The sequence below is a fragment of the Pedobacter vanadiisoli genome, assembly GCF_042684385.1.
GTDB classification, from domain to species: Bacteria; Bacteroidota; Bacteroidia; order Sphingobacteriales; family Sphingobacteriaceae; genus Pedobacter; species Pedobacter vanadiisoli.
On sequence record NZ_JBHULL010000043.1, the window covers coordinates 46723 to 60262 of the forward strand.

General features: G+C 39.3%; 10 protein-coding genes. 3 read left to right on the plus strand and 7 right to left on the minus strand.

Annotated elements, in window-relative coordinates:
• Nucleotides 1-140: 140 nt before the first annotated feature.
• Both ACFSR6_RS20400 and ACFSR6_RS20405 read right to left on the minus strand, forming a co-directional pair.
• Nucleotides 141-920, minus strand: coding sequence for an enoyl-CoA hydratase-related protein (locus tag ACFSR6_RS20400; protein WP_379082382.1), 780 nt, complete (start codon nt 918-920; stop codon nt 141-143).
• Between the two features lie 3 nt (nt 921-923).
• On the minus strand, nt 924-1346 hold the full coding sequence (locus tag ACFSR6_RS20405) for a cobalamin B12-binding domain-containing protein (RefSeq protein ID WP_379082384.1): 423 nt from the start codon (nt 1344-1346) through the stop codon (nt 924-926).
• A 113-nt stretch (nt 1347-1459) separates the two neighbouring features.
• Here ACFSR6_RS20405 and ACFSR6_RS20410 point away from each other — a divergent pair, with 113 nt between their 5' ends.
• On the plus strand, nt 1460-3115 hold the full coding sequence (locus ACFSR6_RS20410) for a glutamine--tRNA ligase/YqeY domain fusion protein (protein WP_379082385.1): 1656 nt from the start codon (nt 1460-1462) through the stop codon (nt 3113-3115).
• A 233-nt stretch (nt 3116-3348) separates the two neighbouring features.
• Here the strand turns inward: ACFSR6_RS20410 and ACFSR6_RS20415 are convergent, their stop codons facing one another.
• Nucleotides 3349-4185 carry an N-acetylmuramoyl-L-alanine amidase gene (locus tag ACFSR6_RS20415; protein ID WP_379082388.1) on the minus strand — a complete coding sequence of 279 codons (837 nt, stop codon included), beginning with the start codon at nt 4183-4185 and terminating at the stop codon, nt 3349-3351.
• Nucleotides 4186-4297: 112 nt separating this feature from the next.
• Here ACFSR6_RS20415 and ACFSR6_RS20420 point away from each other — a divergent pair, with 112 nt between their 5' ends.
• Nucleotides 4298-5977 (plus strand): dipeptidyl-peptidase 3 family protein, encoded by a 1680-nt coding sequence (locus ACFSR6_RS20420; protein WP_379082390.1) that lies wholly within the window; start codon nt 4298-4300, stop codon nt 5975-5977.
• A gap of 324 nt (nt 5978-6301) precedes the next feature.
• Nucleotides 6302-8743 (plus strand): TonB-dependent receptor domain-containing protein, encoded by a 2442-nt coding sequence (locus tag ACFSR6_RS20425; RefSeq protein WP_379082393.1) that lies wholly within the window; start codon nt 6302-6304, stop codon nt 8741-8743.
• Nucleotides 8744-8951: 208 nt separating this feature from the next.
• On the opposite strand, the gene ACFSR6_RS20430 is transcribed toward ACFSR6_RS20425, so the two are convergent.
• The 4 genes from ACFSR6_RS20430 to ACFSR6_RS20445 all read right to left on the minus strand — a co-directional run bounded on the left by ACFSR6_RS20430 (nt 8952) and on the right by ACFSR6_RS20445 (nt 13265).
• Complete coding sequence (locus tag ACFSR6_RS20430; RefSeq protein ID WP_379082396.1) at nt 8952-9446, minus strand: GNAT family N-acetyltransferase; 495 nt, start codon at nt 9444-9446, stop codon at nt 8952-8954.
• A complete protein-coding gene (locus ACFSR6_RS20435; RefSeq protein WP_379082399.1) occupies nt 9443-10003 on the minus strand; it encodes a thiamine pyrophosphokinase in 561 nt (186 codons plus the stop codon). Before ACFSR6_RS20435 ends, ACFSR6_RS20430 begins: the two co-directional genes overlap by 4 nt.
• 63 nt (nt 10004-10066) lie before the next feature.
• Nucleotides 10067-10699 (minus strand): thiamine phosphate synthase, encoded by a 633-nt coding sequence (locus tag ACFSR6_RS20440; RefSeq protein WP_379082402.1) that lies wholly within the window; start codon nt 10697-10699, stop codon nt 10067-10069.
• A 121-nt stretch (nt 10700-10820) separates the two neighbouring features.
• Entirely contained in the window at nt 10821-13265 is a 2445-nt protein-coding gene (locus ACFSR6_RS20445; RefSeq protein WP_379082405.1) for a TonB-dependent receptor, read from the minus strand.
• Nucleotides 13266-13540: the final 275 nt, after the last annotated feature.

Here is a 13540-nt window from a genome sequence, read left to right on the forward strand (position 1 = left end):
TATTATAAAAACCCATACGCAACCGTAGTTACATCAGGGTTAGCAAATGAATAACTCACAAATTACTCAAAAAAAATTGCTTTGGAAAACTTTTGCAATAATTTTGCGATATAAATCATCAAATTAATACTACACGCCTACTACTTTCCGGCGAAATTTGCTTTTCTCTTCTCAATAAATGCTGTTACACCTTCTTTAAAATCGGCCGTTTCGAAACATTTGCCAAATTCTTCAATTTCTACAGTGTAACCATCGCTGTTTTTTACAGCTGCAACTACCGATTTTATTGCAGCAGAAATGGCCAAAGGTGCGCGTTGCTTAATCACATTCATTATTTCTTCGGCTTTGCTAATCAGATCAGCTTGTGGAACAACACCATTTACAAGGCCTATTTTTTCTGCTTCTGAAGCTGTAATCATATTGGCAGTTGTAATCATTTCTATTGCTTTTCCCTTTCCAACCAACTGTGTAAGGCGCTGGGTACCCCCATAACCCGGAATTAACCCTAAAGTAACTTCAGGTAAACCCAATTTTGCATTGTCTGATGCAATGCGCATGTGGCAGGCCATGGCTAATTCCAACCCTCCGCCTAGTGCAAAGCCATTAATCGCAGCAATAAATGGCTTTGAAGAATTTTCAATGGCATTAAAAACCTGGTCCTGGCCACGTTTTGCCAAATCTTCTCCCTGTTTACCATTGTAATCAGAAAACTCTTTAATGTCTGCCCCTGCAACAAAGGCCTTTTCGCCTGCACCGGTTAAAATAACGCCTCTTACCTGTTCGGTTTTTTTTGCAAATTCAATTACATCTGCCAGTTCGGCTAAAGTATCTTTATTTAAAGCGTTTAGTGCCTTTTCGCGGTTGATGGTAACGTATAAAATGTTTTCTTTTATTTCTGAAATTAAATTCTGGTATGCCATAGCTTAAAAATTTCTGTTTTCTGTAACCCAATTCTGAATATATTCTACAATACTTGCCATTGTTGTACCGGGAGGAAAGAGTTCTCCAACACCCATATCTGCAAGTTTTAACCGATCTGCCTCAGGAATAATGCCTCCACCGGTTAATAAAACGTCATCCAGCTGTTTTTCTTTCATAAATTGAATAATCTTTGGAAAAACGGTCATATGTGCACCCGATAAGATGGAAATCCCAATGGCATCAACATCTTCCTGTAGTGCAGTGTTGACCACCATTTCAGGTGTTTGACGCAGACCGGTATAAATTACCTCCATTCCTGCATCCCTTAAAGAAGTTGCGATTACTTTGGCGCCCCTGTCGTGGCCATCCAATCCAACCTTAGCTACTAAAACGCGGATTGGCCGATTTAATACTTTGCTCATCATTCATATTAAGTTGATGTAAATGTATCGATTTTGGCCCTCAAATTTATCATTAACTAAAACAAGTAGAATTAGACTAATCTTTTTACATTTGCATTCCTAATTTACAGGTTTTTATGAGTGAAGAGAAGTCATTGAACTTTATAGAAGAAATTGTTGAGAACGACTTAAATAGTGGCAAGTATGAAACTTTGGTTACGCGTTTCCCGCCTGAACCTAATGGTTATTTACACATCGGCCACGCGAAAGCAATATGCTTAAATTTCGGACTAACACAAAAATACGGCGGCTATACTAATCTGCGTTTTGACGACACCAATCCGGTTACAGAAAAAACAGAATATGTGAACAGTCAGCAAGAAGATATCAGGTGGTTGGGTTTTAACTGGAAAAATGAATTATATGCCTCAGATTATTTTGATGAGCTATATGGTTTTGCGGTTAAGCTGATCGAAAAAGGTTTGGCTTATGCTGATGAGAGCTCTGCAGATGAAATTGCGGCGCTGAAAGGTACGCCGACTGAACCCGGACAGGATAGCCCATACTGTAACCGGAGCATCGAAGAAAACCTCGACATTTTTACGAAAATGAAAAATGGCGAATTTCCTGATGGTGCTTATATTTTAAGGGCAAAAATCGATATGGCCAGTCCGAATATGTTAATGCGCGACCCGATTATCTATCGTATTAAACATGCTGAACATCACCGTACAGGTAACAAATGGTGCATTTACCCGATGTACGATTTTGCTCACGGGCAAAGTGACAGTATCGAAAACATCACACACTCCATCTGTACATTGGAATACGTTTCGCACCGCGAACTGTACGATTGGTTTATCGAGAAATTAGAAATTTTCCCTTCTAAACAATATGAGTTTGCGCGTTTGAACCTGACCAGTACGGTAATGAGCAAGCGTAAGCTGTTGCAATTGGTAAACGAAAAATTAGTGAGTGGTTGGGACGACCCGCGCATGCCTACTATTTCTGGCCTTCGCAGAAGAGGGTTTACGCCAAAAAGTATCCGTGAGTTTTGTGAGCGCATTGGTATTGCCAAGCGCGAAAACTTAATCGAGCTGAGCTTGCTGGAGTTTTGTATCCGTGAAGACCTGAACAAAACAGCTAACCGTGTAATGGCGGTTTTAGACCCGATTAAACTGGTGATTACCAATTACGAAAAAGGAACAGAAGATCTAATCGGCGAAAACAATCCCGAAGCCGAAGATGGCGGAGGCACACGAGTGATTCCTTTTAGCAAAGAACTTTGGATCGAACGTGAAGATTTTATGGAAGTACCGGCAAAAAAATGGTTCCGTTTGGCACCAGGTGCAATGGTACGCTTAAAATTTGCTTACATTGTGAAATGCGAAGATTTTGTGAAAGATGAAAACGGAAACGTTACCGAAATCCGTTGTACCTATATTCCTGAATCTAAGAGCGGAAGCGATACCAGTGGGATTAACGTTAAAGGAACTATCCATTGGGTAAGTGCACCACACGCTAAAACTGCCGAAATCAGGCTGTACGACCGTTTGTTTACTTCAGAAACGCCAGATGCAGAAGAAGGTAATTTTAAAGATTATTTAAACCCTGAAAGTTTAACAGTGTTACCTAATGCTTATATCGAGCCTGCTTTAGCTGATGCCGATTTAGATGGCCGTTATCAGTTTATCCGCAAAGGCTATTTCTGTTTAGATAAAGATTCTACGGCAGACAAACTGGTATTTAACCGTACGGTTACCCTAAAAGATACTTTTAAGAAACCAAACTAGCTTTTGCTACTTTTAAATACAGATTAGCACAGATGAACACGAATTAACGTGATTTGTCTGTGCTTTTTTGTTCAGGTAGTTCATTAGTCATTCGTCCATTGGTGAGTATGGTGCGGAATAATTCCATTATCCATTCAACATTTTCTATTATTTAACCGCAAATAAACTTCGGCCCCGGTCTTTCGACTTTCCAACTAATTTCCGCTAACTGCCAAACGCTCCACTCTATCCCCCTAATACTTTGTATAAACATTATACAACACTAAAATATCAACAGGTGTTAAAGTTGGTGTGATATCACTCTGTATAAAATGGATTTTAAATGCAGTAATTGCCGCTGGCAGGTTGCTCGTATCATAACCAATATACCTTAAAGCCATTTCGGTATTAAAATCTGCGGGTGGGTTTTTCAATATATCATCGTACCAATAACCAAAACCATTATCGGCCAGTTTTTTCCACGGGAAGTTTTTGGGGTCGTTTTTACGTTTAGGTGCAATATCTGCATGACCGATAAAATTGGCAGTTGGAATGCTATAGTTTTTTTTCAGGGTGGCTAAAAGCTTAAGCAGGCTATTAATCTGCGCATCTGGCCATGGGTCTGTTAAGCCATTATTATCCAGCTCAATACCGATTGATGAAGAATTAAGGTCGGTATCTTTGCCCCATTTACTTATTCCGGCATGGTTTGCACGCAGATAATCGTTTACCATATGAACCACCTTACCATCGCGACTGATGACGTAATGTGCACTGGTACCGGCCTTGGTTGAGAAGAACGTCTTGATGGTTTGTGCCAAACTATCCTGTGCGGTATGGTGGATCACCACGAAATTAGGTTTACGTATCCCAAAATTTACAGAACCAACCCATTCCTGGTTTGTTGCTTTTAAAGAATCGTATAGCTGGCCAACAGGCGGTGTGGCGTTGATTATTTTCGAAAAACCTTTTACCTTTTCTTTATAGATTTTTTCTGTTGCAGCGTATTTGCTGCTTCCACAGGCAGAAAAGATGAGTACAAGAGCAAAAGCTGAAATAGATAATGATTTTGATGACCTGGAAAATAACATGGCGTGAAGGTTAGCTATCCGAAGTTACAAAGTTATGTTAAACTTCGCCCAATGCATCAAACTTTATACAAAGCTTTCAAATTTTACTAATTTAGCAGCGATATACTTTAATATGAAGAATTTATACAGATCAACCCTGTTTTTATCAGCAGTAGCTATTTCAGTAGGTGCATTACCGTCTTGTACCGGCAATAATAAATCTAAAGATGAAAAAACTGTGGTAGTACAAAAAGACAGTCTTACCAATTATGTTGCCCAAAGGTTACCCATTTACGAAAGGGTAAAATTAACTTCCAATATTAATCAGTTAAGTGTTAACGATCGTAAAATTTTGCCCTTGTTAATTCAGGCTGCAGAAATTATGGATCAGCTTTACTGGAAACAAGCCTACCCACAAAGAGATAGCCTGCTGGCCACCATTAAAGATGAAAAAACACGCGATTTTGTTAATATCAACTATGGTCCATGGGATAGGTTAAATAACGATAAACCTTTTGTTGAAGGTGTAGGCCCCAAACCGGAAGGAGGTTCTTTTTATCCATACGGAATTACAAAAGAAGCCATAGAAAAATCTGACCTTAACGATAAATTTGGTGCGTATTCTGTTGTTAAAAAAGACAGCACAGGCAAATTATCAACTGTACCTTATCATGTATTATTCGCTTCAGAATTACAAAAAGCAAGCTCATTGTTAAAACAGGCCGCTCTGATTGCTGAGGATGCGGGTTTAAAAAAATATTTAAACTTAAGGGCCGATGCCCTGGTAACAGATAATTTTACCGCAAGTGATTATGCCTGGTTAGATATGAAAACCAATGGCCTGGATATTATTATCGGCCCGATTGAAAATTACGAAGACAAACTCTTTAATGCCCGCACCAGCTACGAGGCCTATGTTTTGATCAAAGACAAAGAGTGGAGTAAGCGTTTGGCAAAGTATGTAAAAATACTACCCGAATTACAGAAAAACCTTCCTGTGGCGGCAAAATACAAAACAGAAACACCCGGAACTGACTCTGAGCTAAATGCATACGATGTAGTTTATTATGCAGGAGACTGTAATGCGGGATCAAAAACCATCGCCGTTAATCTCCCGAACGATGAAAAAATTCAGCAGGAAAAAGGTACCCGCCGTTCGCAATTGAAAAATGCAATGCAGGCAAAATTTGATAAGATCCTGGTACCAATATCAAAAGAATTAATTGAAGCCGACCAGCAACAGTACATCAAGTTCGATGCTTTTTTTGCAAACGTGATGTTTCACGAAGTTGCCCATGGCTTAGGAATTAAAAAAACGATTACCGGAAAAGGTTATGTGCGTGCAGCATTAAAAGAACAATACAGCTGGCTGGAAGAAGGTAAGGCCGATATTTTAGGGTTATACATGGTAACCGGTTTACTCAAAAAAGGCGAGTTAAAGGGCGATATAAGGGATTATTATACTACGTTTATGGCCGGCATTTTGCGTTCAGTGCGTTTTGGTGTTTCTGAAGCACACGGAAAGGCCAACATGCAGTGTTTTAATTATTTTCAGGAAAAAGGAGCTTTTGAACGTACAGCCAAAGGCACTTACAAAGTAAATTTCGAAAAATTTGCAACCGCAATGAACGATTTAAGCGCTTTTATCCTTACCCTTCAAGGTAATGGCGATAAAGCTGCGGTAGAAAAAGCACAAAAAGAAAAAGCGATTATCCATCCTGAACTGCAAACAGATCTTGAACGGTTGACCAAAAAAAATATTCCCGTTGATGTTGTTTTTGAACAAGGCGTTGATGTGTTGGGCGTGAAATAATAGCTCCATAAAGAATTTTAAAGCCATAGAAAGATTGGGTAAACCTATTGATCTATGGCTTTTTTGTTTATTAGCTTATTGGTCATGAGTTTATTGGGAAAACTACATTAAGGTTACGCGATATATACTTCGGACTCCCAACTCCAGACTTTTTCAAAATCCCTGTAACCTTTTCAAAAAACGGTCGTCTTATCTATAACTAAGCAACGGAAACCTTTCGTTTCCGGCTAAACTTTAAAATAAGCAAGCAATTAAATTGAAAGCGCATGAACATGCGGCATAGAAATCTTTTTGCCCGTTTTTTTTAAGAATAAATACCTAAACATGAAAACATTTTACAGAATAACAATAACTATTGCCCTTTTTTTTACTGTTATGGCAGGCTTTGCACAAACAAATCCCAAGCCTAACATCAGCGGGGTAATTTTAGACGAAGCCAAAAAACCTGCAGATTACGTTACTGTAGTGCTCTTTAAAGCAGCCGATTCAAGTGTGGTTAAAACGGCTTTTACCGATCCAAACGGGACATTTAATTTTAGTATTCCTGGCAAGGGGAGCTATTTTTATAAAGCCAGTAGTATGGGTTATCAAACACTTAAAAGTAAAACCATTGTTCTGACAGAAGATAATCAAAAGGTAGATTTTGGATCGGCACAGCTTATTGCAAATACTCAAAACTTAAAAGAAGTAAACGTGGCGGCAACCAAACCCTTAATCGAAAGGAAAATGGATAAACTTGTAATGAACGTTTCGAATAGTTCGATTATGACGGGTTCTACTGCGCTCGAAGTTTTACAAAAAGCACCGGGCGTAACGGTTGATCAGAATGATAAGATTTCGATGATGGGTAAACAGGGTGTATTGATTCAATTGGATGGAAAACAAACTTATATGAGCAGTGCCGATGTAGCGAACCTGCTACGTAATATGCAGAGCTCTGAAATAGAAAGCATTGAACTGATTACCAATCCTTCTTCCAAATATGATGCCTCTGGCAATTCGGGCATTATCAACATCAAAACGAAGAAAAATAAAAATGGCGGAACCAATGGCAGTGTAACTGGAACTGCCGGTTATGGCAAAAACTTTAGGGGAAATGCAGGTTTAAACCTAAACCACAGGACACAAAAACTCAATCTTTTTGGTAACTATAATTATGGAAGAAATGGGCGCGACAACCTCATCGACATCGATCGGATTTCCAATGGAACGCCAGACACCTATTTTATGCAGGTTGGCAGCAGTCTTAGAAAGCAACAGAATAATAACTTTAAGGCAGGCCTGGATTATTTTATCGACAAGAACAATACCATTGGGGTATTGGTAAACGGCTATTTTAACCACGGAACAGAAGCATCTGTAAATAATACGTTAATTGGTCCATCTTTTCAAAAAGTAGATTCTATATTAATTTCAAATACACTCCAAACCAATAAGTATAATAACCTGTCTTATAACCTGAACTATAAATCGGTTTTAGATACTGCTGGTTCAGAAATTTCGGCAGATGTTGATTATTCGAGGTACACCGGGAATGACGGTTCAAAATATGATAACGATTACCTGTTTGCCAATGGAGAGAGAATGCGCCCTATTGTTTACACCAGAAACAATACACCTTCTATAATCGATATTAAGGCTTTTAAGGTTGATTATAATGTTTCATTGAGTAAAACGGTAAAATTGGAAGCCGGTGTAAAAAGCAGCTGGGTTAAAACCAATAACGATCTTCAGGCCGAAGAATTTGTGAACAATAACTGGCAGAACGATGTGAGGCGTAGTAATCAGTTTATTTACGATGAAAATGTAAATGCGGCTTATACTAATTTAAATAAACAATTTAAAAATACGAGTGTACAGGTTGGATTAAGAGTAGAACAGACCAATTCGAAAGGGAATTTAATCACCAACAATACCGTGGTTGAGCGGAGTTATTGGGATTTTTTCCCAACATTATTTGTTCAACAGACCCTTTCAAAAAACCATCAACTGGGTTTCTCTTACAGCAGGAGGATCGATCGGCCAAGTTATGATGCCTTAAATCCTTTTATATATTACCTTGATCAATATACCTATAATAAAGGTAATCCTTTTTTGAACCCACAATACACCAATAATTTTGAGTTGAGCTATACTTTATTACAAAAATATATGCTATCAATTGGTTATAGCAGGGTTAACGACGTCATTATGGAGGTACTTTTACCTGATACTGCTCAAAAAGCTTTATATCAAACCAATGCAAACCTTGCCAAAAACATCAGTTATAATGCCAATTTGAATATCCCCGTTCAGGTAACCAAATGGTGGCAGATGAACAATAACTTAAATGTTTTTTACCTGAGTTTTAAGGCGCCAGATTTAGCTGGAAATGCATTAAAAACCGGAAAAACATCCTTCCAGTTTAAAGCACAGCAAACCTTTACGATTATGAGCGGTTTTACGGCAGAACTGAATGGCAGCTACGAGTCGCCGCTTGATTATGGTACTTTTGCCATCAGACCCCGCTACTCTATTGATGCTGGTTTGAGTAAATCGCTATTTAATAAAAAGGCAAGTTTAAAATTAGCATTATCTGATGTATTTAACACCTATAAAACCAATTTATCGAGTATTTACTCTGGTTTAACCTACGAAGTACGCCAAAAGAACGAAAGTCAGATAGGTAGGATCAGTTTCACTTACCGTTTTGGCAAAAATGAGATTAAACCGGCCCGTCGTCGCTCAACAGGTACAGAAGCTGAGCAGGGAAGGATGAAGAATTAGCCGTAAAAAAGGAGATCATACTATCAGTTAAGATCTGTCATGTTGAGCCTGTCGAAACACTTTATAATATTTAGGTTGGTCCTTCGACAGGCTCAGGATTACAAATTTAAGAGACTGACATCCCGGGCACTCGTGCTGCTGAACTTGTTTCAGCATTTATCCTGCTATAGGATCCTGAAACAATTTCCTGAAGACAGCCCTCGAAGGTTTAAAACTTATATTCCATGATATAATCATCCATAAAATAACCCTCACCTATATCAAGCTTTACCGATTCTTTAATGGTAAAACCGCCTTTCAGGTAAAAATCTTTGGCTTTATTACCCTTGTTTACATTCAATTGTAAAGCACTTGCCCCTGCATCTTTTACCTTGTTAAAAACTTCGTTTATTAAGATTTTCCCAACACCCTTTCCCTGTGCTGATGGCAGCACATATAGTTTTTGCAATTTGTAAATGCGTGCTTCGTGGTCGATAATAGAATACCCAGCAAAACCGAGTTGATTTTCTCCTTCTTCTGCAATCAGGTAAATGTATCCGTCCATCAATTGATTCAGTAACTCCCCTTTGTTATACATTTTATCCAACATATAATCAATCTGTGCCTGCCCTATAATATCTAGGTAGGTTGATGGCCAGGTTGCCGCAGCAATATCCCTGATGATTTCGATATCTTGTTCTTTCGCTTTTCTGAGGGTAATCATATAGGTTCGCTAATAAAAATTGGTTGTCCGGAAAAGGTAAATTCTACAAAGCCATCTTTAACTACGATAAAAATTTCTTCTTCATTCTGCGCCAGGTTAGTTACTTCTATATACCGGTTACCATGGATCAGAAATTCGCTTCCGGCAGGTTTCCAGACAGAGAATCCCGATCGTATGGGATAGTGCTTTGCCCTTTCGGTAAATACCACAAGGTTAATCTTGTCTTCAAATCCTGCAAATTTTTCGAGGTCGAATTTTTTAGCGATTACATTTACTGCCGGATATTTCTCTTCGTACAGATAATTAACAGCTACCATTAAAGCATCAACAGGCCCCTGAACAACTTTTGTATTTTCCTGTGCTTCCTGCCCGTTCCCATTTACCAGTACATCAATCTTTAAGCCCAACGAAAAAATCTTATCGTAGTTTTCTCCGTTAACCAAAAGTGTAGGACTCCATTCGAGCAGTTGCCCCAGAAGCTCTTCGTTAAAATCCCCTAGCTCGTCGATATATAAAGCCGGTTCTTGTTTTTCTTTTACAATATGATGTGATGACATGTTGCGAATATAAGAAATAGATGCAAGTAGTATGTAGCGTACTGTAAGGCTATTGGATATAATTTAACTTTTTACGGCATCGTGAAAATTCTGATAAGCTTCAATAAAATCATCAGCCGAATTAACAGCCCCAGAAACGGCTATGCCATAAATACCGGTTTGCATTAAGGTTTCAACATCGTAAATTTTAATACCACCTACCGCTAAAACGCGTAACTGACTATTTGCCGCTTTAAGCTCCTGTACTGCTTTGTAATAATTTTCAATTCCTACAAGGGGTAGATTATTGGGTTTGGTTTCAGTCTCTGCAAATGGGCCATAACCCGCATAATCAGCCCCTTCGCGGGCAAGTCTCATTAGATTTTCTACTGTATTTGCAGATCCACCGAGAGTAATGTCATGGCCAACCAGTTTTCGCAGCGTAATAAAATCGGCATCCATATCTTCTATATGAAAACCCTGAATATCGGCTTTCCCATTTAAATGAATGTGATCAGTAACAATCAGTGTTGTACCCCAATCATCACAGATTTCGGCTATTGCTTTAATATCTTTTAAGAGCTCTTCGTCACTTTTGCTCAAACAACGGTATTGAATCCATTTTGCTCCCGCTTCGCAAGCCAGTTGGGTCTGTTCAATGTGCGTTAGGTTTGGGATATCGTGGGTAATGTACTGGAACTTTTCGATGTATTTCATGGTGATTGTGCTCAGGATTTATATTTTTTAAGGATTATACGATCCCAATATAAACAAAATCGTCATTGAGCGTTTGTACCCAATGACGATTTAAGCTTTATGTTTCAGTCTTTCTGCTTACTTAAAACTTTACGTTAAGGCTTAGTAAAAAGTTGGTTCCTGCCTGCGGGTAAAAGAAATTTTCGGTAATTCTGCTACCACCAAACTGATAGCCATAAGTATAACCATTGTTTTCGTAACGCTTATCGAAGATATTATTAACCAATAAGCCCAGATTGATGTTTTTAACCCCTGCAAATTTAAAATCGTAGCCTAAACGGGCATTGCTTACCCAGTAACCGTTAATGGTGCGGTCGTTATTTTGGGTGTTATCTAAATACTGTTTGCTTACGTATTTGCTTTGTAAAGCAATGGCAAAACCACTAACAGGCTTGTAAACCAATTCGCCAAAAAGTACTGCACGCGGTGAGTAGGAAATATCAGTAAGCTGATAGTTGTTTACCACCTGGCCTCCGTTGTCGTAATCGTCGTAATATTCGGTAAAGTTTTTAATTTTATTGCGGCTTACAGCAGCGTTTGCATTTACAATAAACTGTTTGCTAATGATATAGGAACCATCAAGCTCTATCCCTAAGCGGTAACTGCGGTCTACATTTTGACGGAAATTCCCGCCCACATCGTTTATTTTGCCGGTAACCACCAATTGGTTTTTATAGAACATGCCGTAAGCATTTGCACCTATATTAAATTGGTCATTCTTAAAACGGTAACCCAATTCTACATCGTTCAGCCTTTCTGGTTTAGGGGTCGCGCCTGCCGCTGCATCGGTATAATCATCGCGGTTAGGTTCTTTATTGGCCACGCTGAACGAAGCATAAACATTGCTCTGTGGGTTGATAAAATAAGTAGCGCCAAATTTAGGGTTAAAGAAATTTAAGGTTTGGTTAATTGCCAAAGTATTCAACTTGTTTTCTGTTCCGGCTATATCATAATATACGCGGCGGTATTGCAGGTCGGCAAATAAACTTAAATCTTCAACAGGACTATAATTTACCTTACCATAAACATTAAAATCGGTTTTAAAACCGTCGTTATCATAGTAATGCCTGTCGATATTTCCATTTGAGGCATATTGTGCCCAGATTACCTGCCCAAAGTGCGCGCCTTTATATTCATTGTAGGCACCCCCCAAAGTAAAGTTTAACTTTTTTTGAGGCGCATAATTAAAAGCATAGGTAAGCCCGTAAAAATCATTATCCAGCCAGCGGCGACGGATTAAATCAGTTTTGGTAACCGGGCTTCCGCCAGGAATAAGAACGGGGTTTAAGCCATAAGCAGTCAGTTTATCCTGTACCCTGTATTCTTCATAATAGCCTTCACCTTTGGTATAATGCAACGCGCCATTAAAAGAAAACTGATCAGAAAACTGGCGGGCATAAATTAGCTGATAGTGGTTCTGAACATAATTATCTGTTTGGTTATTGTAAAGGAAACTATTGTACCTCCGGCCAGAGTTTAAAAGGTTAGCCGCATCTTCAGCGCTCAGGCCATTCCGTTCGATATAGGCATTCATCCCGGCCACATCATTTTCCAGGCGCGATTGAGGAATACCATTCCACGACTGGTAGGTTTTCTCATTTCCAGAGAACACGTTTACGCGCAGTAAATCTTTATCTCCGTGGTAGGCACCCGATAGAAAATACGATTTTAACAATGAAGATCCGCGGTCTACATAACCATCAGAACTGATTCTCGATAAACGGCCATCAAAGCTGAAACGGTTGTTAATCAGGCCCGTTCCCACTTTTACGGTGTTTTTCCAGGTATTGAAACTACCGTAAGTATTATTCAATTCGGCGTAGGGCTCAGTTTCGCTGGCGGTGGTCTGGATGTTCAAACTAGCGCCAAATGCACCTGCACCATTGGTTGAGGTACCAACACCACGTTGGATCTGTACGTTATCTACAGAAGAAGCAAAATCGGGCATGTTCACATAAAACGTCCCCTGGCTTTCGCTATCATTGATCGGAATACCGTTAACTGTTACGTTAATCCGGCTGTTATCGCTCCCACGGATTCGGATACCGGTATAACCCACACCGGCACCTGCATCAGAGTTAACCACTACACCCGGGGTATTTTGTAGGATAAAAGGCAGATCCTGTCCGAAATTATTCTGCTGGATTTCTTCTTTGCTGATATTCTTATAAGTAGTTGCCGATTTGTCTGTCGCACGGGTTGCACGCACAATTACCTCATCAGCCAGGAAATTTTGCGGCGACAGGCTGAAGTCTAAAGTTGCACTCTGTGTAAGGTCTATCGTTTTTTCCACCGATTTATAGCCAACATAACTCACAACGACGGTATATTTTCGGGCCGAAAGGTTTGTAATGGTGTAATTTCCACTGGCATCACTCACAACCGCTGTTTTTTGATTCCTTAATTTAACCGTAGCACCCGGAAGGGATTGCTGGTTTTGATCCGTAACTTTCCCTGTAACAGAAATCTGTGCCGATACAAAGTAGGGCAATATTGCAACGAGCGCTGCAAAAAGTAAATTTTTCAATGTTTTTATTTTTAGTTAAACACATCGGAAAAGGGGTTTCCCCGATTTAAGTTAAACTTCCATAACTCCAATCCCTACGCCGGCATTACCCGGATCAGGTGCATTTAAGGTTTAGGGTTTAGAGGCTTAGGGCTTAGGGTCTTTGCAACATGCAGAACCTTTTACCTTTCACCTTTTACCTTCCACCATAAAATGGGTATGATCTCAGCCTGTTTTTGTGTTTTTTTAAACAAGGCACCCCTAATGATGGAGCAAATGTAGAAAATATTTGTCAA

Coding starts and splice junctions, on each gene's coding strand:
- ACFSR6_RS20405 (WP_379082384.1), bottom strand. CDS start 1,346: ATGATGAGCAAAGTATTAAATCGGCCAATCCGCGTTTTAGTAGCTAAG.
- ACFSR6_RS20435 (WP_379082399.1), bottom strand. CDS start 10,003: ATGTCATCACATCATATTGTAAAAGAAAAACAAGAACCGGCTTTATAT.
- ACFSR6_RS20440 (WP_379082402.1), bottom strand. CDS start 10,699: ATGAAATACATCGAAAAGTTCCAGTACATTACCCACGATATCCCAAAC.
- ACFSR6_RS20420 (WP_379082390.1), top strand. CDS start 4,298: ATGAAGAATTTATACAGATCAACCCTGTTTTTATCAGCAGTAGCTATT.
- ACFSR6_RS20410 (WP_379082385.1), top strand. CDS start 1,460: ATGAGTGAAGAGAAGTCATTGAACTTTATAGAAGAAATTGTTGAGAAC.
- ACFSR6_RS20425 (WP_379082393.1), top strand. CDS start 6,302: ATGAAAACATTTTACAGAATAACAATAACTATTGCCCTTTTTTTTACT.
- ACFSR6_RS20430 (WP_379082396.1), bottom strand. CDS start 9,446: ATGATTACCCTCAGAAAAGCGAAAGAACAAGATATCGAAATCATCAGG.
- ACFSR6_RS20415 (WP_379082388.1), bottom strand. CDS start 4,185: ATGTTATTTTCCAGGTCATCAAAATCATTATCTATTTCAGCTTTTGCT.
- ACFSR6_RS20400 (WP_379082382.1), bottom strand. CDS start 920: ATGGCATACCAGAATTTAATTTCAGAAATAAAAGAAAACATTTTATAC.